This is a genomic window from Paraburkholderia sp. FT54, from assembly GCF_031585635.1.
In the GTDB taxonomy this organism is placed as follows: Bacteria; Pseudomonadota; Gammaproteobacteria; order Burkholderiales; family Burkholderiaceae; genus Paraburkholderia.
In genome coordinates, this window is sequence record NZ_CP134195.1 from 498,674 (window position 1) to 525,021 (window position 26,348).

Sequence of the window (26,348 nt, forward strand, 5' to 3'; positions counted from 1 at the left end):
GATTTTATTGCGAACGGCGTAGCGATTGTACGGCGTGCATGCCGTACAATCGCTGCATGCTGATTTGGGCCTCTGCCGGATTGTCTCGATGTGCTCTTAGGGCGGTCTCATACGCACCCTCGCCATCGGCGAGCAAAGGGCATACTCGGCATTTGTTGCTTACGACTATAACGCAGCCGCGCTACGCAAGGTTGAGCGTCGCGTCCAGTGTGGAGCGAGGTGCTTTGCAAATGCTTGCTCTGCCTATCCTACAGAAGTCGGGACTACATCTTGCTCGGCGGACAGTGCCGGAGATTTCGCGACGTCGTTCATAACTTCAATAAGCAAATTGCGAACAACGTCTGAGCTTTGCCCGACCAGTAATCGGCCTTCTGATGCGTCCCAGTCTTCGCGTAACTCGTTTCGTGCAACGTCAAGAAACTCTGCGTCGTTGCATAGCGCGACTAGAATTTGTTTAAGGATACCGTTTTTCCCCGCAGCAATCGATGCGATGATTGGTAGTACATCGTAAATTTTCGTTCGCAAAATGAGTCCAGTACTAACCGTTGCAACGAGGTTAGAACTTGAGATTGCCGCTCCGAATGCGTTTCGAATACTGCTGATTAATGCCACAGCAGCGTGGTCAGTGGGTTTGTCCGCGAGACCGTCTTGTGCCCAGATGCGGAATGTCGCAAAGCGAATGAAAGGTTCATCAAGCGTAAATGAATTTGGACTGCTTCTAGCCCAGACAAGGAACCAACCTTCGCCCGCCAACTGCTTCAGGAAGGGTTTCGCGTGTTGGTTCGATACTTCCACGAGGCAAGTCAGGCACGCTAGTATTTCAGAACGGGGCAGGTCTGGACGTGCGCGAAAGACTTGCACAATCTTGTCAGTGACAAGATTGAAAAATTCTGACCCTCTTGCACGCAATCCCTGGAGGAGAACCCTCGCTGCGCGGTTGTCCACGTTCATCGGCAGTAGTTCGGTCACAATCCAGTCCGCGACTTTCTCGCTGTCTGCCGAGATATCAAGCGTCTCTAAGACGAAACGTCGATTTGGGTCCGTCTCTGCCTCTAGTTCTGCACAGATACTTGCCCATCGCTCGATTGGGACGGGCAGGGAAATACGTTGACCGGCTGAAATATTTGCAGCGGTCCGTACCTTTTCATTGGAGAGTAGTTCAATCAAGGACCTTGTCCAATTGTCCCAAGCACCAGGAGCGATGGGACTGTTCGTCTCAGGAATTCCAGAAATCGCGTGCAGAAGATTACTTACCTTTGCTCCGGCGAATGCGTGGTCGAAGGTTAGCTTGAGATAGGCATCGACTCCGTCTGTGACGTTCGGGTTAGATAGCTCGAGAGAACTCGTGAGCCTCATTACCTGGTCAATTCTCGGGCGAATATGTGCCAAGAAGCCTGTCGAAAATTGGCCAGCGAGCGTCTGGTCGGCGAACATGACCAATGCGCGCAGGAAGGCAAAGAAGAGGGCCTGCTCCTTCTGTGCTTCTGCAGCAGACGCAGACATTCGGGAGAAGCTTTCGATTAGATGATTGTCCAAGATATCTAGGGCAGCAGAGCTGCTACCAAGAATCTTGTAAAGTTCATTGGGTTCGCCCATCTCCAATGCCCTTTGCAGATTCGGTAAAATCAATAGGTAAAGTGACTCCGGTGACTTCGCTGCATGGAGGTAGAGAGTCGCAAAATCCTGCTCCATGGTCGAGGAGTAGAGAACCTTGGATATTTCGAACGGGACCTGCCACGGCTGTGCTCTCGCCCTATCCCGGGATAGAATATACGCGGCAAGCGTCGACAATTGCATATCGCCTTGCCGCTCTGTATAGAGCGCGACGAGCTCGTTTAAGAAGACGACAATCTGTCTAGGCGTTGGTGCTGCACCTGCGGTGGTGGCTTGCAGCAAGCGTGCTATGACCTCGTAGCTTCCATCTGCGTCAGGGCCGAAGCAGTGTTCGAGCTTCTTGGCGAGAAAGTCCTTCCAAGGGCGCAGCATCGGGAGCGGCAAAGACATGCGAACCTGGAAGACTTTTTCGAGAGTGTTTCCGTTGCTGTGGGAAAGGTCAGTGTCGTTTGAGAGGCGGCTCTCACTCGCAATGGGAACGAGTAGCCATAGCCGGTTAAACCACTCGCTCTCACGAAAGGCCGGATTGTCAAGAAAGGACCGAAGCAACGTCCAAACCTGCTTGGCTTCATCAAACCCTATGCGGTCAAGATTGTCGATAACGATGACAAGCTTGCGCGTTGGGTAGTAGCGGGGATTCAGAACGTCCTCCATCAGACGTTCAAACTCTTCCTGAAATTCGATAGACGTTGGCTCCGGGTCTGTCAACGTCTCTGTCGTCTCATCCGATGTGGATTTAGTCAGTAGAACGCGAAGGTCCAGCGCACTAATTTCTAGCGCAAAACCGAAAACGATGACTGCGGCACATGCGGTCCATACCCACAATAGCCAAGCTGGCAAGTGTTGAACGGCTTTTGATATTAAGGCATGAACAGCGGGGTAACATAGGGCTCCAGCAATGCTGAGCGCTATTGCCACCCGAGTGCGCTGTGAAAATTCTGGCCTAACCAACTTCTCCACGTGTTTCCTCTTGCCGGCCATAGTGGAGAGCTTCTTGTCCCACATTTTATCGGCGTCGGACTTCGGGGAAATCCATTCGCACGCGCGGAGGTCCTTCACGAGGCTCTCGAAGAATGCACGCCGCAAGCCATCACCGGAGTGAACCCATGCGTCGTAGACAAACGTCCGAGTGCTAGGATTCTTCTCGCGCTGTGGTTGCTGACTGCCGGATAAACGCTTCCTAAGAATTTGTATGACCGTCGACTTTCCGGCTCCCCAGTCGCCGTCAAGGCGAATACTTTTGCCTCCTTCGGAGGTATCAATCAGCGTGGCGAGTGCATTGGCAATTCTTTCGTGTGCACCGAACGAATCTGCAACCGCTGGTTCGTCAGGAAGTAGCTTGGGCTGCTGGAATGTCATCAGAGCGCAGTTATTTCGGGGTTGTTTGCAAGCTCTTGGATAGCCTGGTGACGATGCGAAGCTGGTGACACCAGATGGCGTTGACGGTCGCTCCCCAAGCGGGGATGGCCATGGTCGATGCCCGCGAGGGAACCGACGCCGCGTGTACGCGTGCACCAGCGTTAGGCGCTATTATCCATCCGCCACGAAAATTGGGGTGACATTAACTCGTATATCCATACGTATCGCTAATTCGGCTAAGTTGCGGCCACCATCGGGATAGTGGCTGCCCCGCACGCTATGTCGCTCACGTCGCGCCTCATATAGCTGCACCGGCCCGAGCGACACACCTTGATGCCATCTTGAAATCGCTGCGACCCAAGTGCCAGAGCGGTCGTCTTGGCAGCCACATTGCAGAACATGCAAAGCATTCTTGGATTTTTGGTTCCATGAACCTGCGCTAGCTCATTTCCGCAAACGAACTGAACCGTCCTCTACAGCCACTGTCGCTTGGACTCGTCCGTGGGTCAGCGCCCGAGAAATCCGTATGCCGGCTTCCGCAGTTGTCCTAGCCACACCGAGTAGTCGGCAAACCGCTTTTGTCAGTCCATCTTGCGACGTGCCACCTTGTTGCATCAGGATGTACACGGCCGCATTGCCTAATTCTTCGAGGCTAATCTCGTCGATACTGCGGCGCGTTTCGGGGTCACTTCCTGGCACCCGTGTACCTTCCCAAGTGCTCGGGTTTGCATGCTCTGGCCAATAAAAAGTGATGTCGTTGTCCGTCGTACGGGTCGCCTGCCGGGGCAACAATGCACTCAAATGAGCCTCGATGCGACTACCAACTCTGGACAACCCCCAAGCCCGCGTCACGCGCTTGAGCGTTATCGCCTGCGATACCGGTCCTTCCGTTTCGATTACCTTGAGCAACTGACCGGCCAAAGTCGACATTGAGCGGCTCTCGTAGAAGAGGTCTGGGTTGCCTTTGTCCAAGCTGGTCAGTTGGTATTCGGGCAACTGAATGGCAGGCGCAATCGACTCGACGACCGATTCGGCTTCAGCATACAAGGCATGCGACTCTTCCTCGTGTGCAGTCTCTTCTGGCAACTCAACAACCGGCTCATCCTCCGTTGGCACCGTCTCTACCAATTTCTCCAGCCGCGCGACAAGCTTTCGCATTGGCTCTTCTGGATTCAGCCACCAGTCAGTGGACCAGATGCGATACAGCTCCCAGCCCAGCCCTTCGAGGACATGCTGACGGAGTCGGTCACGGTCGCGCGCCGTCGCGCCGGAGTGATACATGGCACCATCGCATTCGACGCCGAGCAGATAGCGGCCCGGCGCACGTGGGTCGACCACGCCAACATCAATCCGGTACCCGGACACGCCGACCTGAGGGTGAACCGTCCAACCTTTCTCACGAAGGGCTGAAATCACCTGCCGCTCGAACGGGCTATCGGGCTCCCGCCCAGTCGGCATGCTTTGCTCAACCAAGGCCCGCGGACCGCGAATAGCAAACTCCAGATAATTCTTGAGGTCTCGCACGCCGGCTGCCCTGACACGCGACAGGTCAATCTGCTCGGGCAACAGCGTGCTAAAAATCACGACGCCGACACGGGCACGCGATACGGCCACGTTGAGACGCCGATGGCCACCTTCCAGGTTCAACGGCCCGAAGTTGAGACTGACCTTGCCCGATGCATCCGGGCCATATGTTATGGAGAAGAAGATGATGTCCCGCTCATCCCCCTGGACGTTTTCCAGGTTCTTGATGAACAGCGGCTCCTGCGCCGCCTGCGCAATAGCCTGGTCCAGCTGCTGAGATACCCGGCGGCGTTCATCCAGCATCCGCTCAATCAGGCTTTGCTGCGCCTGATTGAAGGTCACTACACCGAGCGTCAGATTCCGCTTCGCCGAGTCCAGATAGTGCCGCTCAATCGCCTTGACGATGGCATCGGCTTCCGCCCGATTGGTACGCGAGCCGCCGCGGTCGTAGACACCCTGTACGCGTTCAAAACGCACGCTCTGGTCGTCTGTCACCGGCGACGGGAACGTGACCAATGCGTTGTCGTAGTACGTGACATTGCTGAAGGTAATCAGCCCTTCATGCTTGCTTCGGTAGTGCCAGTTCAAGCGCAGTTCAGGCAGGCCGATACTGAGACATTCGTCCAGGATACTCTCCAGGTCCTGAACGTCGTCGCTATCCACTCCATCTTCCGAGTCATCCGACCGAGAGAAGAAGCTGGTCGGCGGCAGTTGCTTCGGGTCGCCGACGCAGATAAGTTGCTTGCCGCGAGCGATGGCGCCCACGGCGTCCCACACCGGAATCTGGGAAGCCTCGTCGAAGATGACCACATCGAACTGGGCGTGCGACGCGTCCAGATACTGGGCGACCGACAAAGGTGACATCAGCAGGCATGGCTTCAGCCGGGTCATTAGGCTCGGCAGGCTTTGCACCAACTGCCGAATCGGCATGTGCTTGCGCTGCTTCTGCAATTCGCGCCGCAGCTTCCCCAGTTCAGAATCAGCACCAGGCACAACCTCGACGCTCGCCGGAATCTGGCCCGCCAGTTTGGCCGCAATATATTGCTGGGTCAGCTTCTGAAAACGCTCGTCGGCCTCCTTGAACTCAGCAATCTTGCGGTCATGCTCGGCACTCGAGAAGTTGCAGAGCACCGGCTCCCGGTCAATCGCCTTCCGCAGCCACCAGCTCTGGTAGCTGTATTCAAAGAAGGTCGCCACAGTGGACAATGGCGCCTCGCCGACCTCCAGTGCATCCACAATACCCTGCAACCCGCTGCTGATTGCATTGGCTCGGGATTTCCGCCACAGGCACCACGGCTGCAGCTGTCGCGAAGCAGATTGCCATCCTTGAAGCAAGCTCAACAGCCGAGGAATCACGCTGGCGGCAGTCGGGTCAAGTCCGAGGTCAGCTTGACAGTGTCCAAGCTCAATGACCCGGCGGAGTTGATTCATGACGTCCCGATAGCAATCGCGGTACGACAACAAACTGGAGCCAAGAGGCATGTCAGCCTTCAGCATCCTCCGATTGTCGGAAACAAATGGCTGCAGCTTTGCGCGGAGCGTCTGGGCCAACTCGATGTCGTTGCCCGCAATTGCCGTTACCGCGTCCGCGAACGAAGTCGCCCACCGCTCGACCGACTCGACGGTGCTCCAGTCCGTCTTCGACGCAGCGAACGCTTCATGCAGCAGTTGCGACGCATCATGAGACATAGACTCGATGACCTTGTCCTCGGCATTGACGGCGGTCAATGCCGTAATGACGGCCGGAACATCCCCACCTTGTGGGCGACGCTGGTCCTGTCGATACAGACGCAATCGTCCGGTAACCGCGCGTTGAGCAAACAGGCTCTTCGGCCACCAGGTATCGGTTGCCGCCGCCCACTGTAGCTTCAGCTCAGACGCATTCAGGGTCGCGACGTCGTCCACGTAGTGTTTGCTCAGCGGCTCCCATGCCTGATTGCGCGCAAGACCATGCTGCCGAAGGTTGGCAAGTCGGTTGCGAGCGGACTCGTCATGCGCCGACCGGGCAACCTCGACCGGAACGGTGGGCGCGGCGGAAAGCACGTCGGCTAGTACATCGAATTTGCCCAGCCCATTCAGGGAGAAAGCAACTTTGGGAAGGCCCAGCTGGTTTAGCAGGTTCGATGCAGCCTCATCCAGCTTTTTGATTTGGGCTTCAAACGCCGAAACCGCGTCGAGAAACTCTTGCTGCCAGGACGGCATCCATTCGGTTTTGTGGACGACTGCCAGAGGATGGTTCTGCAAACCGGTTAACTGGCCGGCCAGAGCGCCCATCTGGCGGGAGGTCTCACGCAGTGCCTCGAGCTGGGCGCGGTTATGTACATCTGCATCGGCCCACGGCATCGCGCCAGGCCGCATTTCCGCATGCTGCAGGCTGGTTCCGATGGCCTCGTAAACGGTCAGGTCATTTGGATAGGTGCGATGCAGCGCACGCGCGACCCCATTGAGGTCAGTGCGGAGCGTCAGGAGTCGTTCGGACTCTCTCTCCCAGTCCTTCACCGTGCGTGCACCGGCGGCATCAAGTGCTACGCCTAGCTGTTTCAGGACATCCGCTTTCTTTGCCTTGGACGAATGCAGCTCGAGACAAAATGGCCCCAGGCCAAGACTGCTAAGCCGGCGATGCACCACCTCCAGCGCAGCCATCTTCTCCGAGACGAATAACACTGTCTTCCCGGTGGCCAACATATGGGCAATCAGGTTCGAGATAGTCTGGCTCTTACCCGTCCCAGGTGGGCCTTCGATGACAAGATTCTTGCCTTCAGCGGCGACGCATACGGCACGCAACTGTGACGAGTCCGACAGCAACGGCGTGAACAGGTCTTGAGGCCGGAACTTCTCGTCCAGGGTGCTGGGCTCGAAGCCCGTCGCGCTGTCAGCAAATGCCTTACCGGGATTGTTAATCAGATGGGCAACGACACTGTTTTCCTGGAGCTGCTTCTGACGGTCCTGGAGGTCCTTCCACATCAGGTACTTCGTGAACGAGAAGATACCCAGATGGACCTGCTCCTTGACTTCCCATCCCTTCAGCTCGCCGACATGCAGCCGGAAGGTCTGCAGAATCCGGTTGACGTCGATGCCACGGTCATCGGTTGGCAAAACGTCGAACGACGGCGGCTTCAGGCTGAAATCCTGCTGCAGCTTTTGCAGCAGCGTCGGGTTCACGAGTGCGTCGTCATCGTGACGAACCAGGCGGAAACCACTCCGGACGGACTGGCGGGACAGCGTAACGGGGATAAGCAGAATCGGAGCCAGATGGCTGGATTCGGCATCCTTGCTCTCCCGCCATTCCAGCATCCCAAAAGCCAGAAACAGCGTATTGGCGCCGCCTTCCTCCATTCCCGTGCTGGCCGCTCGGAATATCTCGAGAAGCCTGCCTTCCAGAGCTTCCTCCTCGATGTCCGTGACGATTTCGTTCCGGCCAAGCGCGTCGGTCGCCAAGTCATCCATTGCCGCCGTACCGTTTCGGCCGGCGTACACATTGGCATCGCGACCATCCGAGCCGGACATCATCTTCGGCTTCGCACGGACGCGGAATTCGTTTCCATCCGCAAGCCGGTCTTCCAGCGCACCCGGGTCAGGGCAAATGACGCGCAGCGTGGATTTGGTCGGCTTGAAATTCAGGAGCTTGTTTCGGAGCGTCAAGTCGAGCAGCTTGCTCTTCCATTTCGCCAGGCGTCCTTCTGGTGTTTCAGGTGTTACATCGTCACGCAGCGGTATGACGACCGGGTCCAGCGGCGGCAGCTGCGGCACGTCCTCGATGACGGGTGTTTCGGCCTTGGCAATCGGGACATTCTGCTCATCGACCTGCGACGAACGGGATGGGAGGGGGCGAATCTGGACTTCGCGTGCGCGCCGGACATCTACGGCATACGCGAACCCGGCTTCGTCGTTCAGGTGTTCCTCGCCACGAGTGCAGGCCCAGCGAAGGGACGGTTTCTGACCGCCCGCCACGCCGGTGGTCTCGAAGACCATGAACTCGCCGGATTTCACCCGCTTACGAACTGCCTGAACATCGTCCACCAATGCAGTCGGAAAGCTGGTCTCTATCAGCCAAACGCCAACCCAGGCATGGCCTTCCTTGAACAACACAACAGGGTGCAGACCGGCCTGCTCCAGGCAAGACGCGAACAGCATGGCGAGGTCCAGGCAGGTCGCAAGCTTGCCATCCAGGATGCGTTCTGGCGTCCGGATTTTCTGGCCGTCATTTCCGAACGATGCCGGCGGATTGGAGTATTGGATGTCCTCGGCAACTATCGTGCTGTAGATAGCCGATGCCTGCTTCCAGACCTTCTCGCGATTCTTGGACTGATATCCGTCCATGGACAGGTCGGTCGACGTCTGGCGCAGCAACCCGGAGGCTCGAGCGAGAAGCTTGTCTACGACCCGCGAGTTCGGCATGCAAAACGCGGCCAGCAGTTCGGGTAAAGACCGCGCGCCGGCCCACTGGTCGTAGGCTAGAACATCAATGTTGTGCAATGCCGTTACGAGTTCAGTTTCCTGAATACGCAACGATGCCGTGATAACGGCACGCTCAGACTCATCGAGCTGGCTGAAATACTGGTGGTCAGGACGCAGGTCGACAGGTGCCAGACGGCGGCTCTCGCCAGGCGCCAGTGCCTCGAAACGGAAACGTGCGCTCTCGGCAAAAGCCGGCACACATTTGACGAGCAGTTCGACATCGGAGAGTGTCGACTCCCCATCGTTCGTGACCAAAATTTCACGGATGACCGGAACGTTGTTCTGAATCGCCGCATACCCTATCGTCAGGTCGGCAATAACCTGAACGCTCGGTAGCTTCACGTCGGTGTCGGTCGTCAAATCCTCAGCGTCGTCTGCCTGTCCCTGCGTCATCACCCCGTTCCTCATTATTCGTACTGGGTTCAACCGAAGCGCCATTACTGTGGGCGACGTCGTCCAGGTTGAACCATGATATTGATTGCGCTATTACCTTTGATTCTTTCGCAAGGAGTTTATTCTCTTCTTGCAAATGCGAATTGCGTGGAAATCTCTTTTTTGTGCATTCGCTAGGTTCGGCCGAAATATTACGCCTTTTTTACCGTCATCCTAGGAAACCGACTGAACCTCTGCATAGCCACGCTGAAGCTTGGCGCCATGGCGATTCGAGTTCGGTCGTACGGGTCAAAGAGCCGTGGTCCATAGGTCGCCCCCTGCGGTCCAAAAATTTCAGCCTCAGCCACTGTCAAGGTGTCCTAGGACACCTTGACAGTCGACTCGCATCTCATCTCATGATGCCAATAAAGACCGGCGCTGTTAACGCATGAAATTGCGGATACTCCGCACGCCATACAGTCACTATCGTTCCAATATCTGAAAGGGGGCGCCGCGATGAAGCCTGAGGCTATGCTGCGAGACGATGAAGGGTGGCTGTACGTGATGCACAACCCTGCCTTTCCTGCTGTCGTAAAAGTGGGGCGCACGCAGCTCCTTCCCGCGGTCCGCGCCGCACAGCTTTCAACGACTGGAGTAATCGGAAAGTTCGATGTCGCATACGAGGCGTTGACGTTCGACCACACGCGCTTCGAGACAACCGTCCACAGACGACTATCTTGGTGTCAGGTGGAGAGAGAGTTCTTTCGGTGCGATGTCGGCGAAGCCGTGGCAGCTATTCAACATGTTGCCGGCCCGAAAATTTCATTCGAGAGAGGTGCCAGCGCAGCAGCGACGGCCCGCGATACTGAGCATATTGTCGTCGCATCTTGCGACTATTTTTTCAATTGGGTTCGCTCGCTTGAAGAGTCAAACGTAAGATTCACGTCAAGCAGCCGATTACATCAGTATTGGCTCCTCTCCCGCCCACAAGACATTCCGGAGCCGGCTTCGATGAAGGCGATGGTCCAGAGCCTGAAGGCTCTCGGATATCGGCATGTCAGACAGGGCGGGTCTGGTTTGAGAGGATTCTCGGGCTTGGCGGTGCCCGACACGTAGCCACCGATGCCTGATAGCGGTGTCAGGCGTTCGACGCGTACAAGCCTGTGCTCTGAGTAGGACTTGCCTTCCTGCTCCAGCAACGTCCCGACGTACGCTGAGCGACGCTGTCCCAACGGGTGAAACGCGTACGGACCCGGAGTCTCCTGGGCGAAGGATGGCCGGCAACCTGTTGCTACGATAAAGTCGCCTGTTCCACGAGACTGAAGTTGCTCCGAGGTTCAAATAGCGCAAACATGCCAGACGGTTACCATTCCATCGCAGATGCTACCAAGGAACACGCCGTCGTCAAAATCATTGCCGCATCCCGACGGCTGTACACTTCCGGTCGTCCTTGTTCGTCGACGTGATGAGCAAGGTTTGTGTAATGTCGCACGGAATCGAAGATGGCGAGAGCTCTTTGGAGCTTCGATTTATCTCGTGGCCGGCCCACGTTGGCAGCGCGCGACGAGACTACTGTCTCGCGAGGTTCTACCGAGGCGCCGAGACTGTCCAAAGCCTGCCGACAAGCGCTGACCGCGCTATCGTATTCGCCGGCCGCTAGGTGGCGCCGAGCAACTCGCAACAAGTTCACCGACGGGGCAAAGTAGCTCGACGCATTCACCGGGAGCTCAACTCCAACGGCAAACGCGTCTGAGAATTCAAGCTGACTCATCAAGTCTGTCCATTGAGCTACGTTGACGGCATACCCTATTGTGTCCTGCGTTACGTGGTTATCTTGCGGCGAGTGTGCGACCCCTACAATCTTTACCTCAAACGTGAGTCCGCCAGCGCCGCGTATCTCGTCCAGCGCAAGTAACTGAGATTCGCTGAGGTCGAGCCGCAGAAGGGATGTTGTGCGACCCGCATATGGCAGGCGACGCAGGATGAGCGGAAATTCGAATTCAGCTGTTCCCACATATCGAATCGTGCCATTCGGAATGCGTACTGCAACGGTTGCACGAAGCGAATCGATGTAAATGTGCGGTTCGCCCTGTACACTGTTGGCCACGGTCAGGAGACAGCTAAATTTGAGAGAGTTGATGCCAAGACCGCGTTCGCCCGACAGCCCGACAATTTGCAGGTCTGCAATTACGTTTGCGTGGAAATTCAGGCTCATTGATTCGCGAATAGAATTGGGTATCGGCGTGCTTCCCGCAGATTTCGGGCGGCGGGAAGTGTCCCGGTTTGGTGGGCTGTGTGTGGCCGAAGTGCGCCACATCGCTCGCGTTGCTATTCCGGCACGGTTAGTACGATGCCAGAAGAGCCGACGTGACCTCTGTGTGCCGGTGCGACACCGCTTGTACATCGAATTCGGACAGCAGCATCACCCTAAGCGAGTTGGGAAACGACACTAGACTTCCTTCGAAGTAGCGCTTCTTCTTCTCCAAGAATTCCAGGTTACTCAGAGAAGAATTCTTCCGTCTGCTCAAAAGCACTAGGTTGCCGAGCTTGTCGACCCAATTCGCGTGGATGTCCCCCGGGAACATATCTCTCCATTTGCTTCCAACGCCTGGATTCTGGGGGCAGACATGCTCGATGCTTATATAGTCAAATCCGTTGAAGATAGCAGAATGGTCGTGCTTCAGCAGCTCGAGTCGCAGTAGCAGGTACTTTGCGTAGCGACGTGAATACACGTCTTCCTGGACCAGCCGTTGAAGCTCGCTCTTCTGATAGGAAAAGATTGTCGGATGTCGCAAGACCTCCTCGACCGATTTCGCACTCGTTGTCGCTCTGAGTATCTCGCTCATATTCTGAATGCGAAAGGTTGGCGTCAGTTGCAGAACCCAATCGGCGGAAAACTTATTCTCAAGCAAGAGCAGGAACTCATTGAGACCGTTTGTCCCGAATTTCCGATACCACTGTAAAACAGGCGGTACCCAGTCCGTGCTCGGAAGACCGGACAACATTACCGTAATGCGGTTGCGGAACTCAATGCCCAAGTCCTCCGGCAACGGATTGAACAAAATCAACGAGTTGTATGCGTTCTTGTAGTCACGAACAAGCTCCATTGTTTCGACTCCTCGCGTCAGGAGGGGCGGGTCGGCCTTGTAGATTCGCTCGTCAAACTCCTTGAGCAGCCCCTCTCGCGCCTTGTCTTGAACAAGGACCGTGCGAATGAAAGATAAGAAACGGTCGAATTCATCCCGCCCAAACTCGCCTTCTGTCTGCTCCCAGAACCGTGCATATTTCGCCTTCTCCTTCCCATCTCGAATTGCACCGAGGTTCTGTGCCTTCAGGATGTCGCTATTGCTTAGAGGTATGCCTCGGTCATTCAGGATGGTGAACAACCGGAACGCATCATCGAGGTCGTCGGAGGCGACGTAAATCATGACAACCTGGTTCATTAGATATATTGCGAACTGGTCAAGTTGTCCGTGGCTCCAGGTAGACAATTTTTCGTCAAGCGTTCCGAGGTTCTTGGCCATACTGGACAAGGACAAGACGTCGCTTTTGCAACGCTCTCGCAATGCCTCGACCTCTAACGTACCGTTCGGGACCGCCACGTAGTCGCGAATGAAGTCCTCGACGTCGTCGCGAATCTTGTAGAGCAGGCGGGTGCGTCCTGGAGTCTTCCTTGCCTTGCTCTCTTTTTGGGCGAGCATGCTCTGGCACGTGCTCTTAATGTCGTCTTCGGTTGTCTTGTCTCGGATAACTGCAAGTAGGAGGAACAGCGTGGTCAGGCGCTGCTGACCATCAAGGAGGTCGTAAGAATTGTCGAACGTAACCTTCGTTCCTTGAAAATCGAACGTCTCGGACTTACGCTGAAGGACCATCGAGCCAAGGAAATATTGGCCGCTTTCATTGTGGTCTGCGGCGTATGCAATGTCGTCGACCAGTTCGTCGACTTCGTCTTTGCCCCAAACATAGGCCCGCTGATAGTCCGGGACGGTGAACCAGAACTTTTCAAAAACCTCTCGCAAAATGACCTTGCCGCTGTCGATGTTGCCTGTCGATGACTGCCCGCTCATTCCAACCCCGCAGATATATTTAATAACCCGTACTGCACGAACGTAGTGCGGTGCATTTTGACACCGCGACCGGAAAACGCAAACTAGCTAACTCCGGCCGTAGCAGTTGGCTCACCCACGTTCGGGGCGGAGGTTCGTCTGCAGTGGTAGAACCCGCACACGCTTGCACCGTCGGAAGAGTGGTGGGACTAAGAACAGGCTCTTCGCGATGGTCTAGGGCAGAGCCGCTGGAACCCACGCCGATATTGGGAAGATTTGGCCGGTATTTCCGTCGCGCGGTGTGCTCACCAGAATCAGGGCCGCCGGGATAGCCGGCAACTAGCCGGCGATTTGTTGGCCTGTTCGGCCGTTTGAATCTGGGTGGTCGGCAGCAAAATCAGAATCGAGAGAGCAAAATCGGCAGAGCCGATTTGGGGCCAAATGCATGATATCATTGTAGAGTCGGCAAATACGCCGGACGAGCCCCGTTGCGTGCAGATTCAAGCCACGCTTGCCGGCAAGGTTAATCTGGCCGACTTTCAGAATGCCGTCCTGGTTGCGCGCGAGCTGTCGGTGCTAAATGAAGCCGACAATGACGTCGAAGGGCTTTGGCACACGTTTCTTCCGGGTGCTAGGATTCGAACCCTTGCCTTGCTGAAACATCTAGCGACAAGGTAGTGCTGCCTTCGGATTTGCCGGCGGTTCGACCGGTGTCCGGTGTCCCCGCCCCCGTCAAAACGCGCACTTCTGGTTTGAGACGACCTCGATGAGCTGCTGCCCCGCCTTGGCTTCTTTTGACGGTGCGTGGGTTGTTCGTTGGCGCCGACTATTACAATAGCGAGATTTCTCGGCCTTCGCCTGGAGGCAAGGGCACCGGGCGCGCGCATTGCCAGATGCCAATGTGTTAGCGCCGGTCAGCTCGCCCACGAAAACCGCTGATAGATTCCTGCCGACAGCACAATGACTAAATTGCTCGAGTTGAATTTAAGAGAGGCACAACTCAAACGCAGGTTGCGCCGACACCTGTCATCTCTCGGATACACGCGCTCGCAGAACGGCAATCTCGTCTTGCAGGATGTCGGGAAAGAGACCGTTAGGCAGCTCCATGCGCCTCAGCGCGCGGCCATCTTGAATTCTCAGCGCGAATTTATCTCCTTAAAGATGCCGTCGTTACAGCAGCACTTCGCGTCCGGCACTCAAGTTGACCCCGCGGGAATTCGCGTAAGGATTGAACGCGTAGATAGCCGCACGTGGCAGGGCGACCTATTCAGACTCGCGACCCTGACGTGGTCAGTGCCGGTGTCAAACGGATTTGGGCGCCGCCTGCGCTATCTCGTTTGGGACGACTCGAATGACAAGCTAATAGGTATCTTCGCGATTGGAGACCCGGTCTTCAACCTATCTGTCCGGGACAACTGCATCGGGTGGTCGGGAGATGACCGGGCCGCGAGGCTCGTCAATTTGATGGACGCATACGTCCTCGGCGCCGTGCCGCCATATAACATGTTGCTTGGCGGCAAGATGATTGCCTGCCTCATCCGCAGCACAGACGTCTATAGCGACTTTCAAAACAATTACGGAAATGCAAAAGGCATCATTTCTGGCGAACAGAAGGGCGCCCGCCTCCTCGCAGTGACAACGTCGTCGTCTATGGGGCGCTCCTCGATATACAACCGCCTGAAGCTGGACGGCGTAACGTACTTTCAGAGCGTCGGTTTCAGCGGTGGTTGGGGGCATTTCCACGTTCCGGACTCCCTTTTTGCCGATATGCGCGACTACCTGCGCCATTCCGGTGATGCGTCACCGGATATGCATGCTTTCGGACAAGGGCCGAATTGGAGAATCAGAACGTTGCGCAGCGCGCTGAAAGCGCTGGGTTTCAAAGGTGACCTATTGAAGCACGGCATCCAGCGTGAGGTATTCATATCGCTTTTGGCGGACAACGCGACTAAAATACTTTGCAGTGGCAAGGGACGGCCTGATATCAAGCGGTTGTTATCCGTTGACGAAGTCGGAGCGCTTGCCATCGAAAGATGGCTGACACGTCGAGCAGCCACTCGGCCGGAATACCTTGCTTGGGACGCTGCCCAACTGCCAGAGCTAATCAAAGCCTCATACCGGCAGAGGCAAACGGATATAAGCGCGAGGGCCGCATAGAAAAAGGGCACCTCGAAACCTGAGAGACCTCCGGGGAGCTGCAATTGGACGCCGCGCTCGATAGCTGGACGCGTAAGCTCGTTAGCGCTTCAAAAGCGCGAGCCATTCCTTTTGGCGCGTTTATCTGTCCAATATGCTTTGAGACGGTTCATCTGAGAGACGGACCAAAGCGGGTAGCCCATTTTGCGCATAACGTTGCGCGGGAAGATTGTGAGCTCTCGTTCCAATCGATATACAGAACGGAGACTCAGTACGCAGCACATCTGGACCACGGCAGCCGGGCTGGCGATTTGCAACTTGGACTTCGCCTATACCTGAAGTGCCGACCTATGTCTTGGGGCCTCGAGCTTGACCTTGGTGTCAAGGACGTCTCGAAAGGTCACATCTTGATAGATGTGGGAGGCCGTGAAACGGCTGTTGACCTGACCGGTAACCGACTTTCAAACTACACAGTCGTCGTTGAACCGCAGCAGGCGCCCTATCGCATACTGTCCGTCTCGCCACCTCATAGCCAGGCGGCCGTATTCGAAGGCAGAAATTGCGACGGTTTGCGTAGAGTGGGGATGACCGCGTTTACTGCTGTCGGGCGAGCCGGACACGCACTTTTTCACCGCGCCGAAAAGATTGACGGTGGCAGGACATACGCCGTCGTTTGGCGAAACGACAAGGCCGCCCAGTTTCCAGTCGATTGGGAATGTGAAACCTTGGAGACAAGGGGGGATTTCTCCGCGACCCTCGTATTCATCCCCAAGTTCCTGTCGCAGGCAAGTTTGGACTGGATTAAAGCTAATCTACAACTCCCTGCTGTACACAAGATTCAAAATATTGTTCAAGTTTGGCCGCCAATATCAAACAGAATAACGAGCCAGTCAATCCAGTCCGTTCGAGATAACGCAATTGTCGTTGCGCTGGACGAAATTGACGTTCGCCAGGCAACCAGCGTATTTGTTCGTTGCGACGGTGACGAGCGCGCCGCTGGGGGAATTCCGGGCGCGAGGACCTTCTTCCGGTATGAACCCGCCGGCAAACCAACGGCCCGCTTCCTGACGCCAAATGGGTCCGGCGCGATGCTCGACGTCGAATTTTCTCTTCCGGCCGCAACACCCTGGCTCGCTCTGAACGCTGCGGTAGTGCTCAGACTCACTTCCAACGAGGGTATCAGCACGTCAGCACCTTTGCACAGCCGCTATGCAACACAGGCGCTCTTGGATATCAGACATGGCTACGCCAAGTTAGATTACGTTTCCATGCCTCGTGCTGCTCAAGGACGGGTACGCGTTGGGCTGGGAGACGCCGCTATCGAGCACCTCATATGCGCCACGAATAAGAGCGTCGCGGGGACGAAGAACGGATTCCAACCTAGCGACGAAGATGTTGTCCTATTCGTCGATGCGGTCTGCAAGGCTGATGCAGATGTCGTTGTAGACTTTGGTGCCTTCGGCTATGTTTCGCTGCCGGCGATTTTGAAGGCACTACACCGCAAGGGAGTTACCGGTGCCGCTGAGCTGCCAGAGCAAGTTCGAGCGTTGTTGAAAAAATACCTTTTTCAGTTCGGTTCGACTTCCGTTTGGCCCCGGCCAGATATGCGAATGTCTGATTCCGAACTTATTGGCTTGTTTAACAGTAGTCGTGGGATGAAAGGTAACGCCGCGACAAGGCGATACCTTGAGCGCGAGCTTGCCCGCTATGTTGACGGGGTTACACAATGAATGCGAGAGACCCGAGGGCTCCCTGGACCTATTCTCAGGAGGCCAAGAAGCGGATAGCAGAGCTCGGCAGTAAGCAAATCGCTGGATTCTTGGCCGAGATTCCTCTTTCTGACAGAAAAACTGCGTATGGCTGCATCAAATCGGTTACCGGGTTTCGCCCGGACTCCGAGTCCGCACTGAAGGAGAAAGGACGTAGATTCGTCTCCGTACTCACTCAGGTGCCTGACCCAAATTCTAAGTCACACACCGCAGAGTGGACTGCTTTTAGCTTTGCCTGGCTAAGTTGGGGGAATCATAGATTCCAGTCGCATTTCCCAGGCTCTCCGGACGAACCTATCGTCGACGAACACGAAGCAGTTGCTACTTTCATAAGGAAGCTCGTTCCGGAACAAAACTTCACCGTCTGTCGAGAAGATGTTGAGCGGCTTCTGATTTTTAGCGGATTCGCACTGACAGACAGGTCTTCGACTGACCTCAGTTGGATACCGACGCGCAGCGCGCTGGACCAGGCAAAGAAGGCGGCAAAGATTCCTGCCGAGGTCGAATCCCTGAAAAAGCAACTAAGGTCCAGCGAGACCGAAATCGCAGAGTTGCGCGGCACAACCGATGCAATCCGCGCCGAAGCCGAAAGCTTGCAACTTAGGCTCGCTGATTCGTTTGGTCAAATTTCCGAGATGCGGGCCGAGCTTTCGGCGTTTCAGTTAAGGCAAGACAGTATACAGTCGAGGAATGGTGAGTTGGCGCGGAAATTCGAGCAGGAAGTCCGCAAACTCGAGAACCGGCTGTCGATTGCGACAGAAGAACTGAAATCGGGATTTGCACACATCACCGAAGAGACCGGGAACCTAACATCGAACGCCGCGGTGAATCAGGAGGCAACGGAACGACTGGAAAAAGTCCTCACGTCGATACAAGAACGTGTCGACATGCCGACTTCGTCTCCGATTAGCGATGCCTTGGTGCCGATTGCCAACAGCTCGAACCGGGTCCCCGATGTGCAGCTCACACCGCATTCGATTGCGACGGAACCGGCGGATTTGACAGTCACCCCCGTCGTTGACGCAAAGACGGCGCTCAGCGTTATTACGAGGAATTTATCCGCAATTGGCGTACGCAAGGATGACGCAGGCCTTGTCGCGGCAACTGTGCTGGCCGGTATCGTCGCAGGACAACTTATCCAATTTAAGGGGGCATTTGCCGAGTTGGTTGTCGAAGCTGTTGCTGCTGCATTGAGTGATAGCCCGATGCTCTCTTGGCGAGTGCCGCTTGGCCTTCAGGACGGTAGCGAGACCGACTTCGTGCTTTCTCGGATGTCGACTGACCGAATGGCTACAGGCTGCATTGCCGTAATCGGCGCGAATAAGTCCGCGTTCGAAGTGTATGGAGACAGGCTAACAAGCGCTGTCGCGAAGATGCAACTTGGTATCAAATGCCCGATATCGAATGTGCCCCTCATGGCGACATTTGTGGGCGGTTCCGGCGTCTTGCCGCCAGGTCCCGAGTTCTGCTGCCTTGGGCCAAGTATTGATTCCGACGCATTAGTCTGGGGGCGAGCCAACAAGCACGCAACGGTAACAATCGGACGGCTAAGCTCTGTGTCTTGGGCCGACCTGGTGGAACCAGCGAAGACAGACGAAGATATCGAACATGTCATACGGGCTCTACCGAGTTTCAGCTTCTCCATGAAGCTTTGGGAGCGCACTGCGCGCAATGCTCTACTTATTCTTCGCAGATTAGACAAACTTGTGGGTGCGGAGCACTCAGCGAATTTCTTGATGCATTGGTTGCTCCCTTGGGTGCGCGCGAATGGGATGACGATTGAACTATTGCGTGACCTGCTGGCGAAGACTGAAGGCGATTGGCTTGACGAGAACGTTATCGAGCGAACACTCGCAGACGCGACGGACGCGATTCAATGAGATTCGAAGCAATCACGTTCGCTTCGCTCTGTGGTTCACTGGAGGCTGAATTTAAGTACAGAGGTGCTCCAGAAGCAACGAAAGTTGCGCTGATTGCGGAGCATATTCGAGGCGTTGTTGATGGGGCATCAATTGCACACGGGGAGAATGGCCCGGCCGACGTTTCGCCGCAAAAGTTGGCGATGGAGATTCGGCGCAGGGTAGAGCCTCTCTTTGCAATCACGGACGAAGACGGCCGAGAGTTATTGATTTCAGATGAGATTGACGCGATGGTCAGTCTGAACGAGATATGGCGGTCCGTGATGGGGGGATACGCCGCCGCACCTCCAAGGCTCCTCGCTATCGACGAGAAAGCGTCACTTCTCATCGGAGGCGGCGCAACCCGGCTGATGCCCAAAGATGTGCGCAGAAACATTGAGCAAGCAGGCAGAGCGCGCATCTTGACTATGTCTGACAGTTGCGATTCAGCGCTAGAGTCCATGCCAGAGCAGACGCTGCAGAGTTGGCTGGGGCTACCTCGGGAAAGTGTCAAAGCGTGGAGCACGGAGTTCATCGACTCGCTAAAGCTCACGAGGCCACTCGATGGCGAAGTCGAGAATCTCTTGGTACTGAACGAGCAAGGCTGGATGCCGCTGGCAAAATTTGCGGGCCCGTTCGGGTATCGCCTAGCCCGGCGCGCCGTATCGTTCTACGGCAACCCATCGTTTCAGTACTACCTCTGCACTTTAAAGGCTGTCTTAAACAAACTCCCCGCCGTTGAGGCTTTAGCAAGAATCGAAAGGCACGATGCGCGGCGGTTGCAGCCGCTGTTGGTTGGGAGTGAAGGTCAGCGTCCGACTCTGCAATGCGATGTCAGCGGGGCGCATTGCAGCGTGAAGGTATTCTGGCCATTGCCTGAGCCTGAGAGCAAGCTGCTTTACCTCGGATGGAGGTCGCTGAACTCGGAGCACACTAACCTCTGGCCGCGGACGTATTGCTTTTCTTCAAAACTATATCCACTTCTCGCTGGAGCCCTCGAAGTGTTGGGCTACAACGTGAATATCCGGACGAGCTAGTCAAATGCGCGAAGACCAAATCGCCTCCGAAGGCGTACATCAAACCGTATCCGGCCTCCATAGCGAACTGAAGCGTTACATTGAGGCGCAATACCACATCAAGGATTTGGCACTTGTCGCCGAGCGGTCGCTGTTACTCGACCGAGAAACTGTCATAGCTCAGAAAGCATATGTCGAATCAACAGCGGTCTACGCTCAGGGCGAGGCTTACGACAAGCTAGCGATACCGCAAGCGGCTAAGGATGCGCTAACCAGGATTTCAAAAATCGATGGTGTCGGTGTATTTCCTCGGCCATATGTGCATCAGTGCAGGGCCTTAACGGACTTCCTCGGCAACAAACGAACTGACCTTGTCGTGGCAACCGGCACGGGTTCAGGTAAGACCGAGAGCTTTTTGATGCCAATCGTTGGCGCTCTCGCAATAGAGAACGCAGAGAGGCCAGCTTCAGCAGCAGTGCCTGGCTTTAGAGCGCTTCTGTTGTACCCGATGAATGCACTGGTCAATGACCAAGTTGCTCGAATTCGACGTTTGATTGGCAATGACGAGGTCAATACGACGATTCGGGGGTCTCGTAAGCGGCCCATCCGTTTCGGAAGCTACACCGGGCGCACTCCGTACCCGGGAGTCCGAAGCGATGCGAAAGACGCTACGCACATCGCGCCCCTCTTCGATGAATTCTTCAGCAAGCTTGAGGCGGCCCCGGAAGACAAGGCGAAACTGGAATCTATCGGGAGATGGCCTAGCAAGGACTTGATAGGTTTCTATGGCGAGAGCGCCATCGGCGAGCGAACGATTGCCAGGGGCAAGTCTAAGGGACAACTGGCACCAGCACCTAACTGGAACCAGCGACTCAAGACTCAGCCGGGCGACCGGGAACTGATGACTCGTGACGAGATGCAGCGGGAATGTCCTGACATCCTTGTCACGAACTATTCTATGCTCGAATACATGCTCATGCGGCCTATTGAGCGCACCATCTTCGAGCAGACCGCCGATTGGTTGAAATCCGACGAGAAAAACGAACTAATCGTGGTTCTCGACGAAGCCCACATGTATCGCGGCGCGGGCGGAGCAGAGGTTGCCTTACTGATTCGGAGACTCGTTGCAAGACTCGGCGTCAGTCGAAGCCGCGTACGCTTCATCCTGACGAGTGCGAGTTTGGGTAGCGGGGAGAAGGCAATCGAAGAAATTAAGGCGTTTGCTACTGACTTGACAGGCGCCCCCGAAGGACACGAGTTCGTTGTCGTTACTGGAGAATTGGAGACACGTCCTGACGCTGCTGCAGCGTCCGCAGACGAAAGTCGCCTCTTGGCGACATTCGACCAGTCGGCACTCTCTTCATACGCTGTTAAGCCGGAGGGTGCTGCGCTCGCGATTGCAGCCCTCAGTAGGGCTTTCGGGTGGGACATTGCGCCTTCCGGACCTGACGAGCTGCGTGACTATCTGTTCAAGCACCTCTGGACGTTCGGACCGGCTCAACTCTTAATTTCCCGCGCGTCGGGACGCGCTGCCAGTCTGTCAGAGTTGACAACTGAAATTTTTCCGAACTGTTCAGCGGCAGAAGCTCAGCCGGCGCTTGATTCACTGCTCGCCCTGTGTGCGTTTGCGCGCCGAATGAAGGATGGTCGACCTTTACTTCCCGCACGCCTTCATCTTTTCTTCAGAGGGTTGCCGGGCTTGTACGCGTGCGTTGACCCGCAATGCACCCAAAGGTTGGCCAATAGCGCGCCCACCGTTCTGGGTTCGTTTCACACGAAACCGGCGCTTTCCTGCGGCTGTCAAAATCACGGTCGAGTTTTTGAATATCTGACGCATCGCGATTGCGGCGCGTCATTTATTAGAGGTTGGGTCGATTTAAAAAAGAATTTTGTATGGCACGAACCCGACAGGTCGTTGACCCCGGACTCGCAGCGAAGCTTGTACGAAGTCGAGATGTATGTCGAAGATAAACCGCAGCCCGGTATGAAAGCGGTGCAATACTGGCTGCACATATCGACTGGGCGTCTTGAAGGCACGCGACCGGCGACGCTTGACGGATTTCGGTCGGTGTGGCTTCCCGATAAGGACTTGGCAGCGGAAAAGGCGATGACCTTTGACGTTTGCCCCGCATGCTCGAAAAAGACGAGGTCGTCCAAAGACGACCCGTCAAAGATTATGGACCACGTGACGAAAGGCGAGGCGCCGTTCGCTACTTTGGTTCGAGGGCAGATTCGGTATCAGCCCGCGTCAAAGGCAAAGGCGGACCGCTTTCCCAATGAGGGGAAGAAAGTTCTCATATTCTCCGATGGCCGGCAGAAGGCAGCACGACTCGCACGTGATATGCCACGGGATATGGAGCTAGACCTATTTCGGCAAACCATCGCACTCGCAGTCAAAGAACTGACATCGCTGGAGCGTGAACCTAAGCCAACAACCAGCAGCCTCTATCTTGCCTATATAGCGACTCTGGCGGAACGAAAGCTTTCGATGTTCGATACGGAATCGCACACGATTGACCTGCATGTGGACATGTTCAAGTCGAGTTGCGAAAACTTGGATGATGCCTTTGAAGGCCCGCACGACCCCGGTCAGCCGCCATTTAGATACAAAGTCGCACTATTAAAATTGCTTTGCGGCTCGTACTACTCGTTATCAGGCACAACTGTAGGCTACGTGGAACCAGGCCGGCACGCGCTGAAGAAACTCGTCACAGCGTTTGCAGAGTTTCACCTGGCCGAAGAGGACATTCGCGGTCTCGCGGTTGCATGGATAGATGAAATGCTGTCCGAGTTCGCGTTTGACGCAGATATCCCAGAATACGCTAGAACGAAAGCGTATGGGTTTCCTCGCCCAAGCTGGGGCGGCGGCGGGAAATTCTTCTCACGCTTCAGGTCTAGAATCGTCGCCAACGGAGTATTCACAGAGGCTGCTGTTCAGAAGATTGAGAGCTGCATGTCGAGTACGTTGGCAGTTGATTCGGGCGGCCTATTCCTGAGCCCGAACGCCCTGAAATTGGTTGTAGACCTTGAGAAGACGTGGTTTCAGTGCAAAGCCTGCACGTCGCTTTCGCCGGTGTTATTCAAAGGTTTCTGCTTGAGCTGCGGAGGTTCGGATGTCCGCGAAGCGGACCCGAAGCGAGACCAGTATCTTGTCGCTCGAAAGGGCTACTGGCGACATCCCGTCATCGACGCACTATCGCCGAATGGAAAGGTAGCGAATTTGTACGTTGAGGAGCATACGGCACAACTATCAAATCGAGACCACCGTAGCGTTTATTCGACGACCGAGAAGCACGAACTCCGCTTCCAGGACATTCTTCTCGATGAAAAGGAGAAGCCTATCGACGTCTTGAGCTGCACGACGACGATGGAGGTTGGTATCGACATTGGTTCTCTTGTCGCGGTTGCTCTTAGAAACGTTCCTCCGCAGCGTGAAAATTATCAACAGAGAGCTGGTCGTGCCGGACGCCGAGGAGCCTCGGTTTCGTCGGTGGTCACATATTCTCAGAATGGACCTCACGATAGCTTCTACTTTCTTAACCCGCCTTCCATGGTTAGAGGGACACCCAGGTCGCCGGAGCTAAAGGTACAGAATGAGAAAATTGCTCGCCGCCACGTTCACGCGTACTTAATCCAGACATTTTTCACGGAACGGCAGCACGAAGGCACCGGAAGCGCGATATTGCAGAAGTCTCTTGGATTGACCCGTGACTTTTTCGAGGGCTCGACCAGTGAATCGCCAAATCTTCGTTCGTTTGAGCGATGGGTCTCGGAGCGTATCGTCACACCTCCGCATCCGCTGCGGGAGACCATCGCCTCGTGGCTACCTCCGAATCTCTGGATTTCAGCGCCGTCGCTTGAGCAGTGGGTGTCGGATGTTGCAACGCGTCTCATTAGTAGGCTCTCCGACTTAAAAGGCACCGCATTAGCCGACGCAGCGGAAGACTCGGATGTGTTGGACGATGAACAGGACGATTCGCTTGCGGCGGACGCCGTAGACGAACATGCAGACCTCCTGGAATTCCTGTTTTTCCATGGCTTGCTTCCAACCTACGCGTTTCCGACCGAACTATGTAGCTTTCAAATCGAAAAGAGGGAGCCAAATGCCCGTGGTATCCGGGAGATTCGAGTCCTGCAGCGCCCGCAGCAGTCGACAGGGCAAGCGCTCAGCGAATACGCGCCCGGACGTCTTGTCGTCATCAACAAAGCGACATACCGGTCGGGCGGGGTCTTCGCGAGTACACCGCTTGGGGAGGTTAATCGCGCTCGGAAGCTGTTTAAGAACTCAAAAGAGCTAGTAGCGTGCACTGATTGCTCATTCGTCTACGACCCGAACTCCAAGGGTGCGATTCCCGTATCTTGCCCTGTCTGCCAACAAAAGCTCCTTAGGCAAAAGATGATTACACCGGAGGTTTTTGGCCCAGAGGATGCTAGAGAACTGAGGGAGGAAGACCGAGAGCAAGACATCACTTACGCGACGATGGCGCAGTTCCCGCAGCCTACGAACGCCGAGGAGTTTGCGTTCAAGTCGGCCGGGGAACGGCTTGTCTACACTCACGCCACGGACCGTAGACTCCTTACGGTTAACAAAGGACTGACGCAAGGGGGAGAGTCGAAAGGATTTCAGGTTTGCTCGGATTGCGGATGTGCTAGCGCGTTCGATGGCATCAAGCCGCGCGCAGGCAAGCATAAACGACCTTATCTGTATAACGGAAAGCAAGTGCCAACCGAGTGCAATGGTGAATTCGAGAGCGTCTTTCTCGGATATGACTTCCGTACGGATTTGGTGCTGCTTCGCTTCCAAATCGCGTCGCCTTTGGTATCCGACCTATCGTCGAAAAGAGTCGTGAGGACGCTAGAGAGCGCGGCATATTCCATTGCGGAAGCTCTCAGATTGGCTGCAAGTCGCCATCCGCAGTTGGACCTCGACGCGACAGAATTTGGCGCAGGACACCGTCTGCTACCGAGAGCAGGCGCGGACGGTGACGTCATATTGGATGTATATCTCTACGACACATTAGCCGGAGGTGCCGGCTATTCGGAGCTTGCTGAGAAGTACCTAAGCGAAATTCTGGAAACGACTCTGGAGTTGTTGGAGAACTGCTCCTGTGACACATCATGCACAGAATGTCTCGACCATTTCCACAATCAGCATCTGAAATCGCTGCTCGATAGAAGGCTGGCATCCAGTCTCCTTCGGTATGCGATATACGGTTCGATACCTGCACCGGCGCCGCTCGATGAGCAGAGAAGGCAATTGCGTACCCTTCGAGAAATGTTGACGCTAGACGGATTTGTCTGTGGAGGCGCCGCCGAGAAAGCTGATGTGCCTATGATTGTCCATAAGGGCGAAAGGCGGCTCACCGTTGCGACATACCCGTCGCTCGTCACCGAGTCGAGCGTCCGGACGAGTGCAGGCCTTAAGGATATCTACCTCGTCGACGACGCTCATCTGAGGATTGACGTACCAGGAATCCATACGGCAATCAAGAGTCGCCTTCAATAAGGAGTTTCGCCGCCCCTATTCCGCGTCTGGTCCGTCGGGGCGGCTGTCGTGCACGGCCGCGAATGCACGATGCTCTCCTTGACACGGCGAGCGTCGGCCAATGCCGCATAGGGCTCGAACGGGATTGCGGGCAGGCACCCCTTCAAATTCTCTCGCCGTAAACCGAACAAGCCCCCTCCATTAACGAACGATACACCAGGGCATTCGTTAATGGAGGGGGCTTGGCGGAGAGCACGGGAGTCGAACCCGTTAAGGAGTTTCCCCCTACGCCGGAGTATCAATCCGGTGCCTTACCATCCGGCCCGCTCTGGAAAGACTCTCTTTCCGCAGAAGGCCGAAGGTGGAGAACACTATCGCAACAGACCTGAGGTGTCAATTGGTATTCGGTGCTCTTCGGCCTCGAATCACCTAGTCGGTCAACCGCTGGTCCGTCAGCGGGATGGGCTTCACTTACTTGAATTCTGAAGTGCTATTGCGAAACCGCGTCGCTCCAACGAGAAGAGGGAGAGCAATGGCAAGCCCGTTGCCTAAGCCAATGCACCTGGCTGGGTGGCCGGCCAGCCAACATCCGGCGAATGGGTCTTCACAGCAGTCAACCGTCAAGGCAAAAACACATGGACGGGTGAAAGCGAGACAGCATCGGCGCCCAC

At 55.7% G+C, this 26,348-nt stretch carries 11 protein-coding genes; 7 read left to right on the forward strand and 4 right to left on the reverse strand.

Translation table 11 applies throughout. The features are described from left to right. Positions 1-243: 243 nt before the first annotated feature. Positions 244-2,973 (reverse strand): P-loop NTPase fold protein, encoded by a 2,730-nt coding sequence (locus tag RI103_RS02380; protein ID WP_310813842.1) that lies wholly within the window; start codon positions 2,971-2,973, stop codon positions 244-246. Positions 2,974-3,417: 444 nt separating this feature from the next. Next, on the reverse strand, positions 3,418-9,348 hold the full coding sequence (locus RI103_RS02385) for a DUF3320 domain-containing protein (RefSeq protein WP_310813843.1): 5,931 nt from the start codon (positions 9,346-9,348) through the stop codon (positions 3,418-3,420). Positions 9,349-9,858: 510 nt separating this feature from the next. Between RI103_RS02385 and RI103_RS02390 the strand changes: the two genes are divergently transcribed. Then, on the forward strand, positions 9,859-10,443 hold the full coding sequence (locus RI103_RS02390; RefSeq protein ID WP_310813844.1) for a GIY-YIG nuclease family protein: 585 nt from the start codon (positions 9,859-9,861) through the stop codon (positions 10,441-10,443). Between the two features lie 247 nt (positions 10,444-10,690). Here the strand turns inward: RI103_RS02390 and RI103_RS02395 are convergent, their stop codons facing one another. Both RI103_RS02395 and RI103_RS02400 read right to left on the reverse strand, forming a co-directional pair. Then, on the reverse strand, positions 10,691-11,542 hold the full coding sequence (locus RI103_RS02395) for a hypothetical protein (RefSeq protein WP_310813845.1): 852 nt from the start codon (positions 11,540-11,542) through the stop codon (positions 10,691-10,693). Between the two features lie 127 nt (positions 11,543-11,669). Next, positions 11,670-13,394, reverse strand: a complete 1,725-nt coding sequence (locus tag RI103_RS02400; protein WP_310813846.1) for a DUF262 domain-containing HNH endonuclease family protein — start codon at positions 13,392-13,394, stop codon at positions 11,670-11,672. Between the two features lie 420 nt (positions 13,395-13,814). Here RI103_RS02400 and RI103_RS02405 point away from each other — a divergent pair, with 420 nt between their 5' ends. The 6 genes from RI103_RS02405 (at position 13,815) to RI103_RS02430 (ending at position 25,698) form a co-directional block, all read left to right on the forward strand. Further along, positions 13,815-14,051, forward strand: coding sequence for a hypothetical protein (locus tag RI103_RS02405; protein ID WP_310813847.1), 237 nt, complete (start codon positions 13,815-13,817; stop codon positions 14,049-14,051). Positions 14,052-14,333: 282 nt separating this feature from the next. After that, positions 14,334-15,530, forward strand: a complete 1,197-nt coding sequence (locus RI103_RS02410; protein WP_310813848.1) for a Druantia anti-phage system protein DruA — start codon at positions 14,334-14,336, stop codon at positions 15,528-15,530. A 329-nt stretch (positions 15,531-15,859) separates the two neighbouring features. Continuing rightward, positions 15,860-17,239 carry a hypothetical protein gene (locus RI103_RS02415; RefSeq protein ID WP_310813849.1) on the forward strand — a complete coding sequence of 460 codons (1,380 nt, stop codon included), beginning with the start codon at positions 15,860-15,862 and terminating at the stop codon, positions 17,237-17,239. Then, on the forward strand, positions 17,236-19,158 hold the full coding sequence (locus tag RI103_RS02420) for a hypothetical protein (protein WP_310813850.1): 1,923 nt from the start codon (positions 17,236-17,238) through the stop codon (positions 19,156-19,158). Before RI103_RS02415 ends, RI103_RS02420 begins: the two co-directional genes overlap by 4 nt. Next, complete coding sequence (locus tag RI103_RS02425; RefSeq protein WP_310813851.1) at positions 19,155-20,213, forward strand: hypothetical protein; 1,059 nt, start codon at positions 19,155-19,157, stop codon at positions 20,211-20,213. The genes RI103_RS02420 and RI103_RS02425 overlap by 4 nt, the downstream gene beginning before the upstream one ends. Positions 20,214-20,217: 4 nt before the next feature. Beyond that, complete coding sequence (locus RI103_RS02430; protein WP_310813852.1) at positions 20,218-25,698, forward strand: DEAD/DEAH box helicase; 5,481 nt, start codon at positions 20,218-20,220, stop codon at positions 25,696-25,698. The last annotated feature ends 650 nt before the right edge of the window (positions 25,699-26,348 follow it).